The organism is Frankia nepalensis, from assembly GCF_016786325.1.
Classification (GTDB): domain Bacteria; phylum Actinomycetota; class Actinomycetes; order Frankiales; family Frankiaceae; genus Pseudofrankia; species Pseudofrankia nepalensis.
Genome location: NZ_JADWYU010000204.1, coordinates 1 through 22,915 on the forward strand (window position 1 = coordinate 1; position 22,915 = coordinate 22,915).

The 22,915-nt window shown below is 70.2% G+C and carries 18 protein-coding genes and 1 pseudogene; 10 read left to right on the forward strand and 9 right to left on the reverse strand.

The annotated features are described in order from the left end of the window. Positions 1-150 precede the first annotated feature (150 nt). Complete coding sequence (locus I6A81_RS32175) at positions 151-1,179, reverse strand: alcohol dehydrogenase catalytic domain-containing protein (RefSeq protein ID WP_203006969.1); 1,029 nt, start codon at positions 1,177-1,179, stop codon at positions 151-153. A gap of 199 nt (positions 1,180-1,378) precedes the next feature. On the opposite strand from I6A81_RS32175, the gene I6A81_RS32180 reads away from it, so the two are divergent. The 5 genes and pseudogenes from I6A81_RS32180 (at position 1,379) to I6A81_RS32200 (ending at position 7,696) form a co-directional block, all read left to right on the forward strand. Continuing rightward, positions 1,379-1,963 carry a TetR/AcrR family transcriptional regulator gene (locus I6A81_RS32180; RefSeq protein ID WP_203006970.1) on the forward strand — a complete coding sequence of 195 codons (585 nt, stop codon included), beginning with the start codon at positions 1,379-1,381 and terminating at the stop codon, positions 1,961-1,963. A gap of 191 nt (positions 1,964-2,154) precedes the next feature. Beyond that, entirely contained in the window at positions 2,155-4,857 is a 2,703-nt protein-coding gene (locus I6A81_RS32185; RefSeq protein WP_203006971.1) for a hypothetical protein, read from the forward strand. Positions 4,858-5,124: 267 nt separating this feature from the next. After that, complete coding sequence (locus tag I6A81_RS32190; RefSeq protein WP_203006972.1) at positions 5,125-6,006, forward strand: SAM-dependent methyltransferase; 882 nt, start codon at positions 5,125-5,127, stop codon at positions 6,004-6,006. Between the two features lie 226 nt (positions 6,007-6,232). Continuing rightward, positions 6,233-6,436 (forward strand): annotated as a pseudogene (locus I6A81_RS32195) (MBL fold metallo-hydrolase); the annotation flags it as partial. A gap of 78 nt (positions 6,437-6,514) precedes the next feature. Beyond that, a complete protein-coding gene (locus tag I6A81_RS32200; RefSeq protein WP_238430783.1) occupies positions 6,515-7,696 on the forward strand; it encodes a cytochrome P450 in 1,182 nt (393 codons plus the stop codon). On the opposite strand, the gene I6A81_RS32205 is transcribed toward I6A81_RS32200, so the two are convergent. From I6A81_RS32205 to I6A81_RS32220, 4 genes are all read right to left on the reverse strand, one after another. Beyond that, on the reverse strand, positions 7,654-8,178 hold the full coding sequence (locus tag I6A81_RS32205; protein ID WP_203006975.1) for a site-specific integrase: 525 nt from the start codon (positions 8,176-8,178) through the stop codon (positions 7,654-7,656). The genes I6A81_RS32200 and I6A81_RS32205 overlap by 43 nt on opposite strands. Before the next feature lie 102 nt (positions 8,179-8,280). Next, positions 8,281-8,436, reverse strand: a complete 156-nt coding sequence (locus I6A81_RS32210) for a hypothetical protein (protein WP_203006976.1) — start codon at positions 8,434-8,436, stop codon at positions 8,281-8,283. A gap of 135 nt (positions 8,437-8,571) precedes the next feature. Continuing rightward, positions 8,572-9,048 carry a VOC family protein gene (locus I6A81_RS32215; RefSeq protein ID WP_203006977.1) on the reverse strand — a complete coding sequence of 159 codons (477 nt, stop codon included), beginning with the start codon at positions 9,046-9,048 and terminating at the stop codon, positions 8,572-8,574. Positions 9,049-9,378: 330 nt separating this feature from the next. Beyond that, positions 9,379-10,326: an NADP-dependent oxidoreductase gene (locus tag I6A81_RS32220; protein ID WP_203006978.1), complete on the reverse strand. Its 948-nt coding sequence runs from the start codon at positions 10,324-10,326 to the stop codon at positions 9,379-9,381. Between the two features lie 183 nt (positions 10,327-10,509). On the opposite strand from I6A81_RS32220, the gene I6A81_RS32225 reads away from it, so the two are divergent. Together I6A81_RS32225 and I6A81_RS32230 are read left to right on the forward strand one after the other, a co-directional pair. Further along, a complete protein-coding gene (locus tag I6A81_RS32225) occupies positions 10,510-11,001 on the forward strand; it encodes a MarR family winged helix-turn-helix transcriptional regulator (protein ID WP_203006979.1) in 492 nt (163 codons plus the stop codon). Between the two features lie 339 nt (positions 11,002-11,340). After that, the gene (locus tag I6A81_RS32230; protein WP_203010396.1) at positions 11,341-11,598 is read left to right on the forward strand and encodes a hypothetical protein; all 258 of its coding nucleotides are present in this window, start codon (positions 11,341-11,343) and stop codon (positions 11,596-11,598) included. 123 nt (positions 11,599-11,721) lie between these two features. On the opposite strand, the gene I6A81_RS32235 is transcribed toward I6A81_RS32230, so the two are convergent. From I6A81_RS32235 to I6A81_RS32250, 4 genes are all read right to left on the reverse strand, one after another. Beyond that, the gene (locus I6A81_RS32235; protein ID WP_203000038.1) at positions 11,722-12,276 is read right to left on the reverse strand and encodes a VOC family protein; all 555 of its coding nucleotides are present in this window, start codon (positions 12,274-12,276) and stop codon (positions 11,722-11,724) included. Between the two features lie 207 nt (positions 12,277-12,483). Beyond that, entirely contained in the window at positions 12,484-13,680 is a 1,197-nt protein-coding gene (locus tag I6A81_RS32240) for a cytochrome P450 (RefSeq protein ID WP_203000039.1), read from the reverse strand. A 214-nt stretch (positions 13,681-13,894) separates the two neighbouring features. Next, positions 13,895-15,373: an aldehyde dehydrogenase family protein gene (locus tag I6A81_RS32245; RefSeq protein WP_307875061.1), complete on the reverse strand. Its 1,479-nt coding sequence runs from the start codon at positions 15,371-15,373 to the stop codon at positions 13,895-13,897. 173 nt (positions 15,374-15,546) lie between these two features. Continuing rightward, a complete protein-coding gene (locus tag I6A81_RS32250; RefSeq protein WP_203000040.1) occupies positions 15,547-16,278 on the reverse strand; it encodes a TetR/AcrR family transcriptional regulator in 732 nt (243 codons plus the stop codon). Positions 16,279-17,669: 1,391 nt separating this feature from the next. Here I6A81_RS32250 and I6A81_RS32255 point away from each other — a divergent pair. The 3 genes from I6A81_RS32255 (at position 17,670) to I6A81_RS32265 (ending at position 22,877) form a co-directional block, all read left to right on the forward strand. Beyond that, complete coding sequence (locus I6A81_RS32255; protein ID WP_307875062.1) at positions 17,670-18,995, forward strand: ABC transporter substrate-binding protein; 1,326 nt, start codon at positions 17,670-17,672, stop codon at positions 18,993-18,995. Between the two features lie 147 nt (positions 18,996-19,142). Beyond that, on the forward strand, positions 19,143-19,943 hold the full coding sequence (locus tag I6A81_RS32260) for an ABC transporter ATP-binding protein (protein ID WP_203000043.1): 801 nt from the start codon (positions 19,143-19,145) through the stop codon (positions 19,941-19,943). 72 nt (positions 19,944-20,015) lie between these two features. After that, positions 20,016-22,877: an ABC transporter permease subunit gene (locus I6A81_RS32265; protein WP_203000045.1), complete on the forward strand. Its 2,862-nt coding sequence runs from the start codon at positions 20,016-20,018 to the stop codon at positions 22,875-22,877. Positions 22,878-22,915 lie beyond the last annotated feature (38 nt).

Below are 22,915 nucleotides of genomic sequence, written 5' to 3' on the forward strand. Positions count from 1 at the left end.
CCGGCAGACTGTCACTCCCCTCTGCGGCGAAAACGGGCAGGTAGCCACGGGTCGGCCAGACGACCGGCGACAGGCATTCTCCCCGGTCCCCCTGCATGGCCCGGGCGACGGCCGGCGGTCGCCGCGGGTTCTCGCGGCGCGCGGACGGCTCTAGCCGCGGGTGATGACGGTCTTGCCGCGCAGCGCTGCCCACGTCCGTGGCGCGGACTCCCAGTCGGCGACGGTTTCCACGGCTGGGCGCAGGTCCAGCCCGGCGGCGAGCAGATCGAGTGCCTGGGGAATGTCGGCACGGGCGTTGGCGCGTCCGGTGACGAAACGGATGCCGTTGGTGTAGAGCTTGAGAATCGGTAGGGCGAGGGCGCCGCCGTAGTAGATGCCGGTGTCGGTGCAGACCCCGTATGGCCAGGTTGCTTTCAGCGTCGCGTCCAGGCTGGCCGGGTTGGCCGACGTGCTGACGGTGATCGGGTACGGCTCGGCCTTCGGGTCGGGCAGCTTGGCGTCCACGGGGTTGGCGCCGAGTTTCTCGGCGGCGCCGAGGCGCCTCGGGTCGGTGTCGATGTAGTCGACATGGGCGCCCAGGGCGGCGGCGAACGCGGCGGCGTACACCCCGATGGACAGCCCGCCGGTGACCAGGACGCGTCGGTCGATCTCGTCGAGGGCGGCGAGCTCGTCGGCGTAGGGGCCGACGGTGCGCCACCCGTCGGGGATGTTGTCCGACAGCGACGCCACGGCGACGGGGTCCAGGAACGCTGGCAGCGGAATCAGCATGGCGTCGGCGTATGGCACCAGGACGAGGTCGGCGAGGAACCCGCCGCCGTCGAGGCCGGCGATCGACCCCAGACCGTACATCGCCTGGGGTGGTACGGAGCGGCAGCTGCCCGTCACGCCGCGCCGGCACTCGCGGCAGTGGCCGCAGCTGAGCTGGAACGGGACGATGACACGCTCGCCGGGCCGCACGGTGGTGACGGCCTCGCCGACCGCGACGACCTCGGCGACGCCCTCGTGGCCCTGGGCATAGCCGGCAGGCAGCGGTGCGCGGGACCGGGCCACCGCGACGTCGAGGTCGCAGCAGGCGACGGCGACGGGGCGCACGATCGCCTGCTCCGGCGCGGCGAGTTCGGGATCGGCGGCGTCGTGCCAGGTGTAGCTGCCGGGGGCGTCGTAGACGAGCTGGCGCATGACTGTTCCTCGATTCGGTGAAGGAGCACGCCCATCCGCGGCGCGTCGACCTCGGCCAGACCGGCCGCGCGCCGCTTGGCCGCGTCCTCGACAGGCCTCTCCGTGCGACGCTCGGCACCGTCCAGTAGGTGTATGACGGTCGTTATAGTCGAGGTCGACGTTACGCTATGACGATCGTTATAGCCAGGAAAGGATCAGGATGGCCGAGCCAGGCCCGACGCCACGCCAGCGGATCGTCGCGGGAGCGGCCGATATGATCCGGCGCCGCGGCCTCAACGCCACCAGCATCCGCGAGGTCGCCCGGCACGCCCAGACACCGTTGGGCTCCACCTATCACTATTTCCCCGGAGGTAAGCAGCAGCTGGCTGTCGAAGCGGTTCGCCTCACGGGTGACACCGTGGCCGCGATGCTGCGCGCGATGCTGCGCGCCGGGCCGGTCGATGGCCTGCGCGCCTTCCTCGCCCTCTGGCGCGAGATTCTCACCAGCACGGATTTCCAGGCCGGGTGCCCCGTCCTCGCCGTCTCGATCGAGGAGCCCGCCGACGACACGCGACCGGCCATCGTCGCCGCGGCGGCGGAGGTGTTCGGCGGCTGGGAGACGCAGCTCGCCGAGGCGATGCGGCTCCACGGCGCCGACCCGGCCACGGCCGCGTCGCTCGCGACCCTCGTCATCGCGGCGATCGAAGGGGCGGTCGCCATGTGCCGGGCCCAACGCACCACACGACCGCTCGACCGCGTCGCCGCGCAGCTCGAAACACTGGTGGCCGCGGCGGTCGGCAACTGAAGGCCCCACGACTTCTCCCCGCACCTGACGACCAGGAAGGACAGCCGGGTCGGCGACTGGGCCGCGAAGAGCAACACTGGTGAAGCCGGGCACGTCGGGGTTCCTGAGGCCCGGTACCGGTCGGGCGGAGTCCGAGTGGCTGGGACGTCCGCGGGTGCCACCGGTCCGCGCGCCATCCAGGTGGGGGTGACATGAGCCGGGTCGGCGAGCCGGTCAGACGTCTGCTGCGCGCGCATGCCCGGCCGCTCGACAACGGGCTCGCGCCCGGCCTGCGGGCTCGAAGCCTGATACGGCTCACCGCCTGGGGGCTGACGACCGCCGACGGAGGACTCGGCTGGCGCGGCACCTGGGCGGCGGGGGCGCTCACCCGGGCCACTGTCCAGGACGGCGACCCCGGAGCGGCCTCCGCGCTCGCGGCACTGCTGACAGTCGCGTGGCCCGGCCACGAGTTGGCGGTGGCGGCCACCCGGGCGCTGACGGCGGCACTGGAGGCGCCCGCTGACCCGCGCCGGGCGGTCGGCGGCGCGGCGGCGCGGGAGCTCATCATCGAGGTGCTCGCCGATCACTGGACGCTGGCCAGGTCTCCGGCGCTGCTCGCGCTGCTCGAGTCAGCGGCGGGGCCGGCGCAGGGATCAGCCCGCGCGTTCCCGGACACCGGGGAGGCGGCGCGGGTCCCGCTCCTGCTCCTGCTGGCGGCGTCGGACCGGGCGAGCCCGCTTTCCGGCATCATCCCCGCCAGCCATCCAGCACCCCTGGTGGAGGCGTTGGACGACCCGGACGGCCAGGTCCGGGCGGCCGCCGCCGACCTGCTACGGGCAACCACCGCGCCGGACGCGATGGACGCGCTCGCCGCCGCGTGGCTGGCCGACCCGGACGACACCCGCATGGCACTGCTCATCGCGAATCCGACACTCCCAGGCGCGCCCGCCGCGTGGCTGGCCGTCGCCGCGCTCCAGCGCCGCCACGAGGCGGTCGCCGAGTTCGGCGCGTATGCGGTGCCCGCCTTGCTGGGGCAGCTGCGCTCCGCGCCGGCCGCGCTCGCGGCCGCCATCGGCGAGGCGTTGCGATCGCTCACCGACCCGGCCGCCCGGGAACGCGTCTGCGCCCTGGCGGCCGCTGGCGACTCCGAGGCGATGGCCGTCGCCCTCGACGCCGGCTACCTGCCCGTGGCCGAGCCCGACCGGGCCGCGTTTCTGATCGCCACCGGCCAGTGGGACCGCTACCACGCGCTCGACATCGACGGCCGGCTCGCCCGCCTTGCCTACAGCCTCGCCCGCCCGGAGCTTCAGGCCCGCCTCCGAGACACCGCCCGCGGCGCCGGGCGCCCTGACATCCTGCGGGCGATGCTCACCGGAGCCCCCGGAGCCCTCACCAGGACGGCCGCCACGACGAGCACCAGCCACCCCGCGGACGCGTCCCGGGCGCCGACGCCCGCCGAGGCGGCGGACCTCGCCCGCGCGTTGATCGCCGCCGGCCGGCACGGCGACCTGTGGAACCTCGCGCGCGCCGGCCTGCCGTTCGTCGGGTCGCTGGTCGCCGTCGCCCGGCTGCGCGCCGCCGGCTGGTCCCCGAGCGAAGCCGACGAGGCCGAGGTCTTCGGGATGCTGGTCCGTGCCTGCCAGCCTCCCGCGGAAGGCTCGACCGGCGAGCCCCGGCCGGGACCGGACCACCTGTCCGTGCTGCCGCCGGCGCTGCGGCCCCTCAGCACCTTCGACACGGGGGTCGTCTATCCGGGTTACCCGCTCGCCCTGGTCCTGGCCGCCGACAGCGCCGAACTGACCATCGCCAGTCGACTGATGACCAAGGGACACGCGGTCAGCCGATGGGACGTGGTCACCGGGCAGCGGCTGTGGGCGGTGAACCAGCTCAACGTTCTGCGCCTGTTCCACAGCACGGGTGGCGAGGTGTTCGCCTTCCAGGGCAGCGGCCGCGGGGAGGTCGACGGGCACCTGGTCGTTCTCGATGGCACGAGCCGCCGTGTGGTGTCCAGCCCGCTCGACGTCGCCGCGGCCGTCCCCGGCCCGAACGGCACCGCGGTCATCGTGGATACGTCCGGCCGGGTGACGACCTGGTCGCGCGACGGCGACGTGGTCAACCCGGGACACCAGGCCGACCAGTTCTGGGAAGGCGGGCGGTGGGGAGTCAAGGCCGCGCTGTCGGCGGCCGGGAGAGTGCTCTGCCTACTGGACCAGAACTGCGGAATTTCAGGCAGGGTGGTGTTCGACGGACCCCCCGGTCCCGGAAGGCAGGTCTTTCTCTACGACCTGCGGGACGGCGGGCCGCCGCTGGCCGGCACCGTTCCGGCCAGGTCGAAGGAGGTCGCGTTCACGCCCGACGGCGTGGAGGTCCTGTTCCTCGCCGACCACGTCCTGCCTGACCTCGATCCTCCCGTCCACCGGAACACCGGCCTGGTGCGGTATCCGGTCAACCGCCGGCCAGACCAGGCCGACGCCGTCCGCTGGCCCGACGCCGAGAAGCCGGTCACCGCGTTCGCCGTCGTGGAACAACATGGCGTCGTGGTCATCTCCCGCGAACACCGCGTCGAGGTGCGCTCCTGGCCAGGTGGCGAGCTGGTGGACCAGGTCAGGGCCGAGCACGTCGACACACTCACGGTCTCTCCGGACGGCGGCCTGCTCTCCGCCGGGTCGTCCGGCCGGTTCTCGAACTGGGCGCTGTTCCCAGCCGTCATCTGGCGGCCCCTGTCGGAGGCGAAACCGTCCGACCTCACCGGCGTCGAGAGCTGGCTCGCCCAGCCGGCCGGCGACCGGCATCGTGTCCACCTGGAGGCGCTGGCCGCTCTCCTGCGTCACCGGTTCCGGCACGAGGTGCAGGTCGGCGACGCCCCGCGGGCCCGTGTCACCGACCCGCGCGACATCCAGCTGGACGAATCATGATGCAGACCGACGCCTTGGAGCGGTAGGCGCTCCGCCGCCCCGGCAGGTCATCCCCGCGGGCGCAAACCAGAACGCGCTCGCCAACGACGTCACCCGCCACCACAGGCTGACCACGAGTACGGGTCTCGACAGGTGAACGCGTCGCCCCTGTCGGGGATCAGCCGGTCCAGTATGGTCTGCGTCGTGGTCGATCTGATCGTGACGCGGGCGCGTGCCGTCTTCGAGCCTTCGTCACGAGGGCTGACGGAGCGGAAGGGATGAGCGTCGGTGGCAGAGAGCGGCGTCACGGGTAAAAAGCCCTGGAATTTCGAATCGGTCGTGGCCGGCGACGAGTTCCGAGCTGGCGGCACGCCGATCGAACTGCGTACCGACGCGCCGCATTCGGCCCGCATGCACGACTACTATCTGGGTGGTAAGGACAACTATGCGCCGGACCGCGAGGCCGCCGAACAGTTCCTGAAAGTGTATCCGGACATCGCTCTCACGATACAGGAGAACCGTGCTTTCCTGCGACGGGTGACCCGTTTCGCCGCGAACTCGGGTGTCCGCCAGTTCCTCGACGTAGGATCGGGCATTCCCACCAGCCCGAGCATGCACGAGGTGGCTCAGAGCGTCGCGCGGGAGTGCCGGGTCATTTATGTCGACAACGACCCGGTCGTGCTCGCCCACGCGCGAGCCCTGCTGGCCAGCGCACCGGAAGGCCGCGCGGAGCTGCTGGACGCGGACCTGCGTGAACCAGAGAAGATCTTCGCTTCTGCCGTCGTTCGCGACACCTTCGACCTCACCCAGCCCGTCGCGCTCTCGATGGCCGCGGTCCTGCATTTCATTCCCGACTCCGACGACCCCTACGGTCTCGTCCGCCGGTATCTGGACGCGCTCCCCGGCGGTGGTCTTCTTACGATAACCCACGGCAATCCGGAGGCCTCGCCAGAGAAGTCGGAACAGGGTGCCCAGGTCTACCGGCAGCGCGGGTTCAAGGTGTGCGTGCGTTCCCTCCCAGCGGTCGAGCGATTCTTCGACGGTCTGCACCTGGTCGACCCGGGTTTCGTGTATGTACACCGCTGGCGCCCGGAAAGTTTAGCCGAGGCCGAACTGGCCGACTCCCACGCCAACCTCTGCGGAGGAGTGGCGCGGCTCCCCGTTAGCTGACCCGGTGGCTGCCGAAAATGTCATCGCCCTGCTCGGACGGTCTCGGATGTGCTCCGATAGATGTCAAGCGACCAGTACTGATCGTTCGTCGACTCGCAAGTTGAGCTCGGAGGCGGGCCTGGAGGCGGCAGCAGACGCCAGCATGAAAGCCCTGGGCTAGACCGTCCGCTGTTCTGGCGGCATGGCCACCGCTGCGCTCGTTGTTACATGGCGATCTTGAATCGCCTGCCCGCCTGCCTGGGAGCCGCTGCCGGACTGGGGGAACGTCACACGGCGGGTGCCATCGATCACCATGTGCTCCGAGTTGACGCCGCACTCCGGTGACCGGCGGGTGGAGCTGCGCCACCCGGGCTTCACCGCCCGCACAACCGGTGATGTGGTCGCCTGGCTGCCCGACGAGCGGGTGCTGTTCACCGGTGACCTGATCTTCACCTGATCTCCTCCGGTGGGTCACGGAGGTCGTTCTACAGTGGGCTCCGACCGTGGCGGGTGTGGAGGAGGACCACGATTGGAGATTGACTTCGCCGATCCGGGGTTCCTGCGGGACCCATACCCGACGCTCGCCCGGCTGCGGGAGCACGCCCCGGTGAGTTGGCACGCCGGCACGGGCCGGTGGCTGGCGGCGAGCCACGCCGCGGTGGGCGCGGTGCTGCGCGACCGCCGCCTCGGCCGGCTGTGGCGGGACAAGGAGCCCGCGGCTTTCTTCGCGCCCTTCAACCTGCTGCACCGCAACCAGATGATGGAGAACGAGCCACCGGCGCATACCCGGCTGCGGTCGCTGGTCGCGCAGGCGTTCAGCCGCGGCCACGTCGAACGCCTGCGGCCGGCGGTGGCGGCCGAGGCCACGGCGCTGCTGGCCGCGGCCGGGCCCGACTTCGACCTGCTCGCCGACGTCGCCGAGCCGCTCGCCGTCACGGTCATCGCCGAACTGCTCGGCGTGCCCCGCGAGGACCGGCACCGGCTGCGGCCGTGGTCGGCCGCGATCGTGCGGATGTACGAGGTGGCGCCGTCACCCGCTACCGAGGCCGCGGCGGTCACGGCCGCCGGCGAGTTCGCGGGCTACCTGCGCACGCTGGCCGCGCGCCGCCGCGACGACCCGCGCGACGACCTGATCAGCCACCTGGTGGCCGCGCGCGACGGCACCGACCGTCTGTCCGCCGACGAGCTGGTCGCCTCGGCGATCCTGCTGCTCAACGCCGGCCATGAGGCCTCGGTGAACGCACTCGGCGGCGGAGTGGTGGCCCTGCTGCGGCATCCAGACCAGCTGGCCCGGCTGCGCGCCGACCGTAGGCTCATCCCGGCCGCGGTCGAGGAGATGATCCGCTACGACCCGCCGCTGCACCTGTTCATCCGCACCGCCACCGCGGACGTCACGGTCGCCGGCGTCACGATCCCGGCCGGGGCCGAGGTGGCCGCGCTGCTCGGCGCCGCCAACCGCGACCCCGCGGTCTTCGCCGACCCGGACTCCTTCGACGCCGGCCGCGACCCCAACCCCCATGTGGGCTTCGGTGCCGGCCTGCACTTCTGCCTCGGCGCGCCGCTGGCCCGCATCGAGCTGCAGGCAGCCCTGGCCGCGCTCCTCGACCACGCCCCGACCTGGGCGCTGGCCGCCGAACCGGTCCAGCGCCCCACCTTCGTCCTGCGCGGCTACACCGCCGTCCTGTTGACCCAGCCACCAGCACGTACCTGAACCTGCACTTGCCGAATCCTCACAGGCGAACAGGTCCGCGCTGTCGTCATGGCGTTCCAACAGCGCCACGACCACAGCCAGCACCTCCGGGTCGGCAACCGCCTGCACGCGTCGCCGGCCACTTTGGCGGGATAGTCGAAGATGATCTGGTCGCCGTCGATCTCCACATGCTCGCGCCGCATCGTCGTCAGACCGTAGGAGTCGTTGCGATCGGCATACTCCTCACCGCCGATGCGGAAGAATCCGACATCGAGCAAGCGCGCCGCGGCCGCCAGCACCCGCTCCCGGCTCAGCGTCGGCGCCCGCAGGTCCTTCTCGATCCGCTCCCGCAGCCGGGGCAACCGGGCCGCCACCTTCTTGGCCCACAATTTCTCGCTGGTCGCGGCGTCGCAGAGCATGATCGCGAAGCCGCGGACGTTCTCGTCACGTCCGCGTGACGGGCCAGCGGCGAGCAGCAGGCCCCGCGAGTTCATGTCGGCCATGTCCGCGAAGTGTGCGTCTCGGACACGCGTTTCCTCCTCGGGGGCCAGCGGCCGGATAGCCGTCCGGGCGCACCAAGGTGACGAGCGTGTAGCTGGTGAGCTTCATCGGGCGCCGACCAGCGGGGCTCCGGTCTCGACGAATGTCTTCAGGCCGCCCAGCGCGAACATCCAGCCCGGTCTCGTCCGGGCTGTCCTCGCCGAGGTCGCCATCATGTCCTCCTGCTGTGGTGCTCGGGCCAGCGCGGACGACATTATCATCAGCCGGACTCATGGCCGCGTGCGAGTCACCTTCTAAGGGCCTCGCGGAAGGTGCCTTGTTATGAAGCTTTCTTTGTCTATTTGCTGACGATCAAAGTTGTGACCAGCGCAGATGCCCGGCGGTGAATCCCGAGGCTAGAGGTGAAGTGGGCGAATCGGTGCGCCTACCAGGGTCGGGTCGGTCTTCCAGTCGGCGTCGGGGACGTCGATGTACAGCTCGATCTCATTCCCGTCCGGGTCGTGGATGTAGAGGCTGTGGGTGACGGTGTGGTCGGACGCGCCGGCGATCGTCACACCGGCCGCGGTGATGTGGGCGAGTGCCTCGCGCAGCTCGTCGTCGTTGTCGCCGACTTTGAGCCCGAAGTGGTACATCCCGACGCGGCGTCCGGCTGGAATCGGCTTTGCGTTCTCGCCCACTTCGATGAGCAGCAGCTCGTGGTGTGTCCTCGGGCCGGCCGAGAACGCCGCGGCCGGGATGCGGCGCGAAGCCGGCGCCGGGGCCAAGGGGTCGGGCAGGACTTGGCGCCAGCCCAGGACGTCCCGGTAGAAGGCGGCCGACCGGTCGATGTCCCTCACGTACAGGACGAGATGTCCGAGTTCCTTGATCTTCATGTCAGGTCTCCTGACGGTTCAAGTGGCCGAGTGATCCGTTTACCAGCGGACTGGGAGAAGCGGGCACACCATGCGCTGACGTCCGCGGTGGCGGGGATCCGCACCAGGAAGCTGTCGCGCTCGTGTCCGACCTCATGGCGGACGCTGACAGGACGACGGGGAAAGGGCGCCGGCGCCATCTGTGATGGAAGATCTCTGCGGCCCTGCCGGGTGGACTCCGGCTGGTACCCGCGCCGTTTCGTTGTGGGTGGGTACCAGCCGGGTCGGCGGCCGCTTCGGTGTGTATCCCCGGACGTTCTGGTCAGCGGCAGCGGTCGGTGCGTTGTGCTGTCAGTCGCCGATCTCGATGACGATCTTTCCGCGGGCGGTGCCGCTGGCGAGGGTGGCTAGCCCGTCGGTGGCGTTCTCGAGGGGCAGGACGGTGGTGATGTCGACTTTGAGGGTGCCGGCGGTAACCTGCTCGGCGAGTTCCGCGATGACCTCGCGGACGGGGGTGGCCATGACGCTGGTTCCGGTCAGGCCGAGCGCGGCGAGGGCCTGTTCGTCGGCGGCGCCCAGGGTGCTGGCGACCTTCCCGCCCTTGCGGACCAACTCGAGGGGCGCGGTGTCGGGGGTGTAGGCCACGAGGTCGATCAGGGCGTCGACGCCGTCGGGGTAGACGGTGGCCACCTGCTGGGCGACCGGGCCGGCGGTGTAGTCGATGACGGTGGTCGCGCCGAGCGTGGTCAGCCGGTCGGTGTCGACGGCGGTGGCGGTGGCGACGACGGTGACGCCGCGGGCGGCGAGCAGCTGGACGGTGTAGGAACCGACGCCGCCGCCGGCTCCGACGACGAGGACGGTCTGACCGGGCCGCGGTTCGATAGCGTCGACGGCGGCCTTGGCGGCGGCCGCGGCGAGGGGGAGCGCGGCGGCGGCGGTGAAGTCGAGGCCGGTCGGCTTGCGGGTGACCGCGGCGGCGGGCAGCAGCGCGTACTCGGCGAGAGTGCCGGCCTGGATCGGTGGAACGAGCAGCATGTGGCCGATCACCTCGTCGCCGATGGCGACGTGGTCGACGCCGGCTCCGACGGCCTCGACGACGCCGGCGGCGTCACGGCCGAGGACCAGCGGGTACACATGCGGGAGCATCTCGGCCATCATCCCGGCGGCCAGGGCGTTGTCGAGGGCGTTGAGACCAGCCGCCTTCACGCGGACCAGCACGGTGTCCTCGACGGGTGCGGGGACCGGCAGGTCGGACAGGCGGGGCTGCTCGCCCGCAGCCGGGACGTTCAGTGCGCGCATGGGTGCTCCCTGGGGGATCGGATCGATGACGACACCGGTGATGAGCGGGCGGCGCGGCCGCCAGGCGCCCTCCGGCAGCCCGCCATCAAGTTGAAGCTTCAATAAAAAACTAGGCGCAAATGCTTGACGTGTCAAGTAGTTTGCGATCTTGGTTTTGTTGATGCTTCAAGCTAGGCTGGCGGTGTGGACGCGCAGCAGCCGCGCTGGCTGACCGACGAGGAGATGCAGACCTGGTTGGCCCTCGCCAGGGTGCTGATCAGGCTCCCGGCCGCGCTCGACGACCAGCTCCAGCGGGACGCCGGGATCAGCCACTTCGAGTACCAGGTGTTGGCGATGCTGTCCGGGGCACCCGAGCGCACCCTGCGTATGAGCGCCCTGGCCGTCTTTGCCGGCGGATCGGCCTCCCGGCTCTCCCACGTGGCCGGGCGGCTGGAGAGGGCGGGCTGGGTACGCCGCACACCGGACCCCGCCGACGGCCGCGGCACCTTGGCGACCCTCACGGACGCGGGCTGGGAGAAAATCGCCGCGACCGCTCCCGGGCATGTCGAGACGGTCCGCGCCCTGGTCTTCGATCCGCTCACTCGCGTGCAGCAGCGGCAGCTGGGCGACATCGGGCGCCGCATCGCACGCACCGTCGATCCTGACGGTAGCGACCTCGACAGCTTCTCCGGCTGAGTCGTCTACAGACGGCTCCGTCGCGGATTCGGCGCCGGCTCAGCGGCTACTTCTCTGAACCACGGCGGAGTGCGCCACTGGCCGATCGCCCCGTCCCGATTCGCTGCCCTCGGCATGGCCGTACCCGAGATCCGCAGGCTGATCGCCGCCCTGCTCCACCGCGTCCACCCCACCGACTTCGTCTGGACCTGGTCGGACTGGCGCCGACGCCGCCAACACCAGGCCCGACGCCGCCACTACAAACAACAAGGACATACCCAAAGTCGTTGCAGAATCGGGAAACCGCTGAAGACGAGAATCCGCCCGCCTGCCAGGACGGGCTGCCGCCGGATCCAGTTCGTGGCCGGGGTCGTCGACATCGAGCGCGGCGCCGCCGGTCGCGGATCGCGCGGCGCCGCCGGCGCCGACGGCTTCGACCAACTCCTTTCCGGGCTGCCCGCCGACCAGTTCGCCGCCCTGCGCGCGGCCGGCGCGGCATATGTGTCCGTGCCCTCCGAGGAGGTCTTCTCCTACGGCATGGCCCGTTTCCTCGACGGCATCGCCAGTGAGCTGTCCGCCGCCGGCGGGTCCGGCACGTCGCCTCCCGTGGATCCCTGACAGCGGGAACCGCGGCAACCGGCCTGGCACGGGGCGCGAGCCTTTGGCGAGATTCGGCTGTCAGACGTTGTCAGGCCACTTCGAGCCGCGGCGCGCAGGCAGGCGGCCGCGGACGGAACCGCGTCAGATCTGCTCGAAGGTACGAAGCGGCTTCCGGCCGTCCCAGCCGGACGCGGCCTGGTGGACAAGAGTCGCTATGCCGTCCGTGGCGGCTGTGACCTCCATGATCTCGACTATCGTCGCAGGCCCGGCGGGAGGCTCAACATAGGCGTAACGAGCGGCGCCGCCCCCGTCACCCGACCACACCACGGGCCATCCGGCGGCGTCGACGGATCGCATCGTGGCATCGAAGTCGGTGGTCCACCAAGCCAGCTGGTGGAACCCCTCCGACCCGGACTCGAGGAACTCGGTGTAGATGCTGGGTGTGTCGTCCTCCTGGCAGATCAGTTCTACCTGCAGGTCACCCGTGTTACCGAAGGCGATCGACAGGGGGACCGTGCAGGGCCGGCCTCGGTAGCTCCCGCTTTGCGACTGCCCACGCATGACATACCAGGGCCCGACCCCCAGCGCGAGCCAGCTGGCCAGGGCCTGATCGAGATCGCGGACGACGTAGCCGATCTGGCGCACGGCTCCCGGAAGAACGGCCGGCGCGACAGCTGAGCCGGGGTGTGGGCGCATCAGTGCCTCCTGCGGTTGGTTGGTCCTCGGCTGAGTCCATGGGTCGGCTGAGTCCATGGGGTGGGGCGGCTGCCTGTGCCCTGGCCGCCGGACACGACGACGGGCGGTCGTTCTCTCGCGGATCTCGCTCTCAACCCGCGGATCACGGCATGAGGCCGCCGGGACCAGGAACTGGATGGTGCGGCCTGGCCGGGCGCGCGGGTGTGGTCACGGGATATGGACGGGTAGCTTCTCCCAGCCGCGTACCGTTGACGTGCGGGCCTGCACGGCGTTGTCCCAGTCGACCTCCCAGGTGGGGAATCGGCGCAGCACCTCCTCGAGCGCCACCCTGCCCTCGAGGCGAGCCAGCGCCGCGCCCAGGCAGTGGTGGATGCCGTAGCCGAAAGAGAGGTGGCGGCCGACGTCGCGGTGGATGTCGAAACGGTCGGGGTCCGAGAACCGGCGCTCGTCCCGGTTGGCGGAGCCGTTGAGGAGCAGGATGACACTGCCCGCGGGAACGGGCCGACCATGGTGCTCGACGTCATGGAGGACGTATCGGGCCTGCACGGGCGAGGGGGACTCGTAACGGAGGAGTTCCTCGACCGCGTTGGGAATTAGCGATGGGTCCTCGACGAGCTCACTGCGTTGGTCCGGGTGCTCGGCGAGCAGCTTCCCGGCCCAGCCGATGAGCCGTGCTGTCGTTTCGTTGCCGGCTCCGGCGAGCAGGTAGACGTAGTTGAGCACCTCTTCCCGGTTCAGGGTGCGGGTGGTGCCGGTCTCGTCCTCGAACTCCGCGTTGAGGAGTTCCGTCATGAGATCGTCGGAGGGGTGCTTGGACCGCCACTCGATATAGGCGGCGAACGGTTCGGTGAGGCTCATGTCCGGCGGCGCGAGATCGTCGCCTTCCTCAAGGCGCAAATTGTCGTCGAAGAGGGTCCGGATCGCTTCCTGATCTTCTTCGGGAATTCCCAGGAGATAGCCGATGATACGCATGGGCATCGCCGCGCCCAGGTCGGCGACGAAGTCGAATCCTCCTGATCCGACGAGGGGGTCGAGGGAATGGCGGCAGAACTCGCGGACCTTTGGTTCGAGCGCGTTCATCTTCCTGGGCGTGAATACCCGGGCCATGACGCCGCGGTGGACCTGATGGACGGGCGGGTCCTCGAAAAGGATCGACCCCGGTGGAATCGGAGCATTAGCCCTGATGAGCTCGAGGAGGGTGCCCCTGCCTGACCGGTAGGTCTGCCAGTTGCTCAGGCAGGGCTCGACGTCCTCGAATCGGCTTAACGCGTAGAAGTCGTGCCTGTCGTTGTAGTAGAGCGGCGCCTCGTCGCGCATCCGTCGCCATGTTGGATAGGGGTCCGCGTCGATCTGGAAGTCATAAGGGTCGTAGTAGAGGTCGCTGTCGGGGGTCGTCACTGGCATATCAGGACTTCTTTCTTCTGGTGAATGGGGTGCCTGTTCTGTGGCGGCGCGTCCACGGCGGCGACGGTTGCCGGAAAGATCGTATTTGCGCGGGAGTGCCGTGCGTGTCAGTTACCGGGAGCCACGCCAAAGCTCTGTCGGCCTACTGAGGGCGCCAGGTGTCACGGCGCGCGCCCGGCCACGCGCCGACCGCGGTGGCGCGGCGGTTCGATGCTCAGACCTTCGGCCAGGCCAGCGCCTTCGTCTCCAGGTACTGTTCGAACCCCTCGACGCCGTTCTGCCGGCCTATACCGCTGTGCTTGTAACCGCCGAAGGGCAGGTCGGCGCCATACGGAGTGCCGCCGTTGATGCCCAGGTCGCCGGTGCGGACGCGGCGAGCCACGGCCAGCGACCGCTCAAGGGAGCCGGAGAACACGGCGCCCGAAAGCCCATAGCGGCTGTCGTTGGCGATCCGGACGGCGTCATCGTCGTCGTCGAAGGGGATCACGACGAGAACCGGTCCGAATATCTCCTCCTGGGCGATCGTCATCGAGTTGTCCACGTCGGTGAACAGGGTGGGCTCGACGTACCAGCCCTTCGACAGGTGCCGAGGGCGCCCGCCGCCGAGGGCAAGCGTCGCGCCTTCCCGGACACCGCGCTCGATGTAGCCGAGCACGCGGTCGCGTTGCTTCGCCGAGATCACCGGGCCCATCATCACGTCCGGACGCTGCGGGTCGCCGTAGGGCGCCGCCGCCAGCGCGGCCTTCAGGATTTCGACGCCTTCGTCGTAGCGCGACCGGGAAAGCAGCATCCGAGTCTGGATGGCACAGCCCTGCCCGGCGTGGTAACAGACCCCCAGGCCGGTCGTGACCGCCGCCGGGAGGTCGGCGTCGTCCAGCACGATCGTCGCCGACTTGCCGCCGAGTTCGAGAAAGACCCGCTTCAGCGTGGCGGCCCCCTTCTCCATGATCCGCTGACCCACCGCGGTCGATCCGGTGAAGGAAATGAGGTCGACCTGCGGCGACAGGGTCAGCTGCTCGCCAACCAGGTGGTCCGAGGAGGTGACGACGTTGACGACGCCGGGCGGGATGTCGGTGCGCTCGGCGACGAGGCGACCGATTCTGGTGGCGTTCCAGGGTGTGTCCGGAGCGGGCTTGAGCACCACTGTGTTTCCAGTGGCAAGCGCCTGGCCGAGCTTGTTCAGCGCCACCTCGAACGGGAAGTTCCAGGGCACGATCGCGCCGACCACGCCGACCGGCTCCTTCCAGACGCGTCGCTGGGTGAGCACGCCCATGGCGGGGGCATCCGGGAGTTCGGCCTCCCACCGGAACTCCTCGATCAGCTTCGCCGGGTAGCGGAGCGCGCTCGCCAGCGGATCGTCGAGCTGCGGGCCGTTCGTCACCATGCGCGGGCAGCCGACCTCGAGGATGAGCTCCTCCCGGAGTTCGGCCTGCTCAGCCTCCAGCGCGTCCTGCAACTGTTCGAGGCAGCGCTTGCGCAGCGCCCGGTTGGTCGACCAGTCCGTCTCGTCGAACGCGCGCCGGGCCGCGGAGATGGCCCGCCGCATCTCCGTGTTCGACGCGTCAGCGACCTGGCCTAATGTCTCCTCGGTGGCTGGATTGATGTTGTCAAACGTCTTGCCCGAGTCTGCCTCGACGAGCTCTCCATCGATGAGAATCCTCGTTTCGGAGCCAATCTTCCGGGTTTCAGGCACGGTTCCCCTGCCGCTCAGCTTGGTGTCGGTGTTCGGGCTCGTTGTCGGCGCGCGTTCAGACCGGGTCCGCGGCACGCGCGTCCCGCCGTCGGGTTTTCGGCCGGAATGGATGGAAGTCCCGTGGTGGAGTGCGCGGGTGCCGGCCCCGGCGTTGCTGATCGACCGGCGCGGTACTAGCCGGTGTCGTCCCGTCGGCGGCGTGGCTTCTTGGGCTCGCGCAGTTGCAGCGCGTTGATGTAGATTCTGGTGATCTGTTCGACGGCGGTGTCGAAGTCGTACCCCGAGTCGTCCTGCAGAAGGGACTGTTCGGCGAACCGTATGGTCATCACGGCCAGGGCGTCGGTCACGATGACAGGGTCGAGGGCTGGGTCCGCGAGACCACGTTGCTGCAGCTGTTCGATCGAATGCGCCATCTCCTTCACATGCTGCTGGTAGAACTGGGTCCAGAGCACCCGGATCTGCTCGTTGTGGCGCGACACCTGCTCGATCACGCCCATGATCCGCGCTTCCTTGCGGTGGGCCTCGAGGCGGGTACGCATGGCCGCGGCGACGCGCTCGTGCGGCGTGGCGGTGGAAGTCGGGTCCAGGATGATGTCCACGCCGGCGTTCAGCGTGTGATCGAGCGCCGCCGCCACCTCACGCAGGATGTCCTCCTTCGAGTCGAAGTAGTGGTAGAAGGCGCTGTGGGTCAGGCCGGCCCGTTCGGCGACGTCCGAGATCCGAGCCTCGTGGAAGCCCTTCTCCTCGAAGACCGCCTTCGCGGCCTCTACCAGGCGCGCCCTCGTCTCGGCCCCCCGGCGCGAGCGCGGGCCGTCGTCGTCCCAGCGCTGAGCGCGGAGCCGAGCATCGGCGCCGGAGACGGCGGGCGACGCCGTCGCCTGGCTTGGCTGGGGGAGGGGCTCCATCTGCTGCTCCTTCAGGGCCGCCAGGCGACGGCGCGGCGGCGGTTCCATAGGGCGGGCTGGTCCGTCGTTGGTTCTGACGCGGTGATCGGCTCGGTCGGGCAGGAACGCACACGTGGGGAGGGCCCGACGGCCCGCTGACCGTGGGTCGGCCGCGGGGGCGGCTGACCCATGAGACACCTCCTTGCGTCGCTGCCCACGCCCGGCCGCGAATACCTCGGACCGGACGATGCCAGAAACGCGACGGTCCCAGGTCCGCGAGGCGTGCTGTTGGCCGACGGGCGCGTTCCGACGGACACTCGGCGCGTGGCACCACGGCGCCGGGCGCGGCGACCCCTGCCGACAACCTCCTCGACGGCGGTGTCGGGGGCGCGGGATCTCCCGCCTGGGGCTGCCTCGATCAGCCGGTCGCCGAACGGCACTCGCTGCTCGCGTCCGACCTCTGGTGTCTCCATCACCGCTCACCCGCTCTTTGCGCCCAGGTGCTGTTGCCGCCTGGCAGTCGTCAGGCGGCTCCTGCCGCAAGCCTGATGTTCCAGGGCCGCAGCCTGATGAAGTCGACATGATCGTGAAAAAAGTTTGACGATCATGTCTGGAAAAGTTGACGTCAATGTAGACGGTCTTCGACGGGTCGGCAAGCGCCTGCTGCCCCGCTGGGACTCGTTGGGCCCGGTCACGGACCCATGCATCCGGTCGCGAGTCGCCGTCCGGTTCGGAGGGGCGACGACTGGCTCGATGACGGACGCACTTCGCGGTCGGTCACGACACCTCGCGGTGGCGGCGCGGGCGTCACTGGTGGCCGCGCCCGCGGCCGGGTTGACCGGCCGGGGCGTGCGGGTCGCCGGCTCCGGCGCGGCGCGGCGCGGGTCAGGCGAGTGCGCGCCTCACACCCGTTCGCTATGCATTGTGACCGAACGTGGGCGGAAGGTGATCGACGTCTGGGTCTTGACTTTGACATAGAGAGCTGTGACTGTTCCTCACGTTCTGGCCAGTCGGGTCGAGCGGGCGTGCTCACCTAGCCGGACGACGTCATGGACCGACGCATGCCGGCGACAGAACGGTTGCGAACCGGGATGCTTCCGGGGCGGTCGTGGCCACCCGGCCATCAGACGCCTCGGTGAGTGGCCGGATTCTCTGACCACTGTGAGCGAAACGCGCCTTCGGTGCGTTTCGCTACCCGTCGCGGAAGCTTCCCGCGCCAACGTGATGGCGTTCGGGCTGTTTTAGCGACCTCCCATTCTACGGATTCCGCGCGGCATGCCGCGATTTCGGTCTGAAACCGCGTCGCCGGCATCGTGGCGGCCGCCGCGGCCAGGTCGCCGGCAACGCGACGACCCAGTGACTACCAAGGGGAAGGTCATCCAAGCATGAGGTTCCGGAACGGTCTGTTACCCGTGTTAGCGACAATGCTGGTCCTGGCGGCGGCCTGCGGCGGCAGCGGCGCCGACGGCACCGACGGCGCGGCCTCGGCGGATTCGAGCGCCGGCACGACGGTCGCGCTGTCGCGCTCCACCGCCAGCAGCCCCGCCACCTGGACGTCGATCCCGGTCTCGGGCGACCTGCAGTGCTCTGGCCAAGCCCCCGACCCGACCCAGGGCATCACCGACACCAGCATCAAGATCGGCGGCCTCGGGACGCTCAGCAACTCCGGAACGTCCACCTACCAGGAGACGGACCTGGGGGCGCGGGCCCGGTTCGCCCGGGAGAACGCCGCCGGCGGCGTCTTCGGCCGCAAGATCGACTATATCGGCATGTCCGATGACGGGCTCAGCGCGCAGCAGAACGCCGACGTCGGCAAGAAGCTGGCCGAGAACGAGAAGGTCTTCGCGGTGGCCCCGGTGGCCACGTCGATCTCGGCCTACGCGGACTCGCTGTGCGCGAACAAGGTGCCGGCGTTCGGCTGGTCGTTCAACAACGGCCTGTGCAACCGGGCGAACACCTTCGGCATCACCGGCTGCCTGCTCCCGGACAAGTACAACTCGATCCAGGTCGGTCCCTACGTCGAGCTGCTGGCCGACAAGTCCGACAAGAGCGTCGTGCTGCTGGGCGTCGACAACGCCTCCGCCAGGCAGGGGGTCGCGGACACGAAGCGCTCCCTGGAACGGGCCGGGCTGAAGGTCGTCATGACCAGCAACACGCTGCAACTGGGGCAGCCGCCCGCGGATCCGTCCACGCTGGTTCGGCAGATCATGACCGCCAACAGCGGCAAGCCGCCGGCGATGATCTACCACGTCACCGACTTCGTGAACGTCACCGCGCTCGTCCAGACGCTGACCGCGGCCGGCTACCAGGGCATCCAGATCAGCGCGGTGGGCTATGACCCGCGGCTGGCCGGTCTGAAGGCCCTGGACGACACCTACACGTATCTCCAGTGGCTGCCGTTCCAGACGACGGACAACGCGGTGGTCCGGCAGATGACGGATGACATCGCCAAGTACGGCGAGGGCGCGGGGCTGTCGATCACCACGGCGATGGGGTGGATCACGGCCGACATGGTGATCGCGGGCCTCAAGGCGACCGGCAAGGATCTCACCGTCGACAAGTTTCTGAGCACGTTGAACGGCCCCGATTTCCACTACGGTGACGGCATTTTCCTCGGGCGGACCGCCTGGCCGGAGAACCACTACTACGCGGCGCCGTGCGCCACCGCCACCAATCTGAAGGACGGAAAGTACGCCCTGGCCGTCCCGCTCGTCTGCAACGACCCCTACGCCGACTAGTCCGTCCCGTGGGCCAGGTGGGTGGGAAAGGCGGAAGCCTTTCCCACCCACCTGGCGAAACCTGTGTCGGCGGGAGCGCCGGGCCGGGAAAACCCGGCGGCACCCCTCGACCGTTACAGGCCTGAACGGGCCGAAGAAGGAGCGGGTGTGGTTGCGACCAGGCCTGGCCGCGACGCCGTCGCGGCCACAGCGGGCCCGGCCCTGGAGGTCCGCGGTGTGACCAAGCGTTTCGGCGGGCTGACGGCCATTCGGGAGGTATCGCTGCGGGTGGAGGCGGGTGAGGTCCGCGGCCTGATCGGCCCGAACGGCGCCGGCAAGACCACCCTGTTCGACATCATCTCGGGGCTGACCCCGCCCACGTCGGGGACCGTGCACCTGGACGGGTCCGACGTGACCCGCCAGATGCCGGAACGGCGGGCGCGGTCCGGGGTGCGCCGCACGTTCCAGCGCACCCAGCTGTACGGCCGGCTGTCGGTGGAGGACAACGTGCTGGCGTCGATGGAGTGGCGCGGGGGCGGCGGCGGTCTGGTGGCCGACCTGGTCGCCGCGCCCAGCCGCCGACGGCGGGAGGCCGAGCGGCGGGAGCGGGCGACCGCGGTGCTCGAGGCGTGCGGGCTGGCCGACCTGCGACACCGGCCGGCCGGCTCGCTGCCGATCGGTCAGGCGCGGCTGGTCGAACTGGCGCGGGCGATCGCCGACCGGCCCCGGCTGCTGCTGCTGGACGAGCCGACGTCGGGGCTGTCGGCACAGGAGACGGAACGTTTCGGCGAGCAGATCCAACGGCTGCGCTCCGATGGGGTGGCGGTACTTCTCGTCGAGCACGACGTGGGCTTCGTCATGGGCCAGTCGGACCGGGTGGTCGTGCTGAACCTCGGCGCGGTGCTCGCGGAGGGGACGCCGGACGAGATTCAGGCGCACCCCGAGGTCCGAGCGGCCTACCTGGGCTGACCGGGCGACTGATCTGACTGATCTGACCGACCGACTGAACGGCCGACCGGATCTGCGGCGAAGGGCAAAGCAGTGGAGGAGTTCCTCAACCTGGTCGTCGGCGGCATCGTCGCCGGCGGTCTTTATGCCATCCTGGCGGCCGGCGTCGTCCTGACCTACCAGACGTCCGGCATCTTCAACTTCGCGCACGGCGCGGTCGCTTTCGCCACCGCGTACCTGTTCGTGCAGCTGAACGTGACCGCTGGAATCCCAGTCGTCCCGGCGGCGGTCATCGCCGTCCTGGTCTTCGCGCCGCTGCTGGGGTTCGTGCTGGACCGGCTGATCTACCGGCGGCTCACGCAGTCCTCGGTGGCGGTGAAGATAGTGGTTCCGGTCGGCCTGCTGATCGCGGTGCCCGGGATCTGCCTGTTCGTCTCGGACCGGTTCAACCTGTGGTTCGGCTGGCACATCGCCGGGATCGAGGAGCTGTTCCTGATCCCGGGGCTCGGGCCGACTCCGAAGAAGGTGTGGACGGTCGGCACCGTCCTGGTGGACAGCAACCAGGTCGCCGTCTTCGGCGCGGCCGTCCTGACGGCGGCGGGCCTGTGGCTGCTGCTGCGGCGGACGAGGCTGGGCCTGCGGATGCGGGCGGTGGTGGACCGGCGCGGCCTGGCCGCGCTGCGCGGGATCGACCCCGACCGGACGTCCGCGATCTCCTGGATGCTCGGCAGCTTCCTGGCAGGGCTGGCCGGGGTGCTGCTCGCTCCGATCTTCACGCTCAACACCCCGGTGTTCACGACCGTGGTGCTGATCTCGACGCCGGCCGTCGTGTTCGCTCGATTCAGATCGATCCCACTGGCGCTGGCCGGCGGCCTGCTGATCGGGGTCCTGCAGAACCTCGTCGTCGGCTACGCCCACTTCGCCGAGAACATCACCGGGTTCTCGACGTCGGTGCCGTTCATCCTGCTGTTTCTCCTGCTGGTCGTGTTCGCCGTCGACCGCGGCCGCCGGGCCGGTACCCAGACCGACGACGACCCGCCCGCGCCGTCCTACGGCGAGGAGTCGAGACGGCGGAAGGCGATCGTGTGGTCCGCGTGGTCGGTCGCCGTCCTGGCCTACGCGCTGTTCTTCGCGGACGACTACTGGCAGTCGCTGATCATCCGAGGGCTGGCGCTGTCCGTGGTCCTGCTCTCCTTCACCGTGGTGACCGGCGTGGGGGGCATGGTCAGCCTCGCGCAGGCGGCGTTCGTCACCGCCTCCGGCATCACGGCCGGTTGGGTGGTCAGCCACCACTGGCCCTTCGCCGTCGCGCTGGTGCTGGGAACGCTCGTCGCCACCGTGATGGGCGTGGTGGTATCGCTGCCCGCGCGGCGACTCGGCGGGCTGCCACTGGCGTTGGCGACACTGGCGCTGGCCTACATCTGCCAGAACCTGTTCTTCCAGCTGCGCGGCGTGAGTCGCAACGACGTCGGCGGATGGGTACTGCGGCCACCCGCGCTGGGGCCCGTGGATCTCGCCGACTCCCGGTCTATGATCATCTTTCTGGCCATCGTGCTTGGCCTCGTCGTCCTGCTGGTCCGGAACCTGATCCGGTCGAGTTCGGGCCGGGCGATGGCGGCGCTGCGGGCCACCGAGCCGGGGACGGTGACCATCGGGGTCTCCGCCGCCCGCACGAAGACCGCGGTGTTCGCCCTGTCGGCGGCGATCGCCGGCCTTGGCGGCGTGCTGCTCGCCGTGTCGTCCGGCCGCGTCACCCACCTCGACTACCCGGTCGAGACCGGTCTGTTCTGGCTGGCCACGGTGGTCGTGTTCGGGGTGCGCCGGCCAGGCGGCGCGGTGATCGCGGCCTTCGGCGCGGCGGTCAGCCCCGAACTACTCAGCCACGTCGCGCAGACCTCGTACCTGCCGCAGGTGCTTTCCGGCCTGGCCGCGATCAACCTCGCGCAGAACCCCGACGGGATCCTCGCTCTCACCGCCCAGCAGCGGTTCGAGCGCCGGCGCCGGCGGGAGGAACGCGCCTTGCGCAAGGAGGCCGGCACAGCCGCGGCCGCACCGCCCGTGACCCCGGCCTCCGTGCCCACCGAGGCCCTGCCGGCCGAGGCTTCGTCGTCGTCGGGCGCCGCGGGCGCCATGGATGCCTCTGACAAGCCCTTGGTGCTCGAGGTCGCGGGCGTGCGCGCGGGATACGGCGCCGTGGAGGTGCTGCACGGGGTCGACCTGGCCGTGCGTGCCGGCGAGGTGCTCGCCCTGATCGGCGCGAACGGCGCCGGCAAGTCGACGTTGTGCTCGGTCGTCACCGGGGGCGTGCCGGCGACGCGGGGAACGATCCGGCTCGGCGGCGCCGACGTGACGGGCCTGCCACCGCACCAGCGGGTCCGCCACGGCGCCTTCCTCATCCCCGAGGGCCGGGGCATCTTCCCTGCCCTGACCGTGGACGAGAACCTTTCGCTGTGGCTGCCAGCCGAAGGGGACCGGGAATCCGCCTACCGCCGGTTCCCGGTGCTCGGCGAACGCCGCGGCCAGCTCGCCGGATCGCTGTCCGGCGGCGAGCAGCAGATGCTCGCGCTGGCGCCCGCCCTCGTGAAGCCGCCAGCCCTGCTGATCGTCGACGAGCCGTCGCTCGGCCTGGCCCCGCTCATCGTGGCCGAGGTCTACGCGGCGCTGCGAGAACTGCGCGCGGCCGGTACCGCGATCCTGCTGGTCGAGGAGAAGGCGCACGACGTGGTCGCGCTCGCCGACAGCATCGCCTTCATGGCCGTCGGGCGGGTGGCCTGGCAACGGCGGACCGCCCAGGTCGACTCGGACCTGCTGGTCCAGTCGTACCTCGGCATCAGCGATGTCCCGCCCGGTTCTCGCGAGCGACCGGCGGCCGAGGACGCCGCCCCCGTGGCCGGGACCGGTGCCACCGACACCGGCGGTCGCGCGGCTCACCCGGTGATCGGTCCCCGTCGTTAGTCCCTGTCGTTAGTCCCTGGGATTCGGGCCGGGAACCG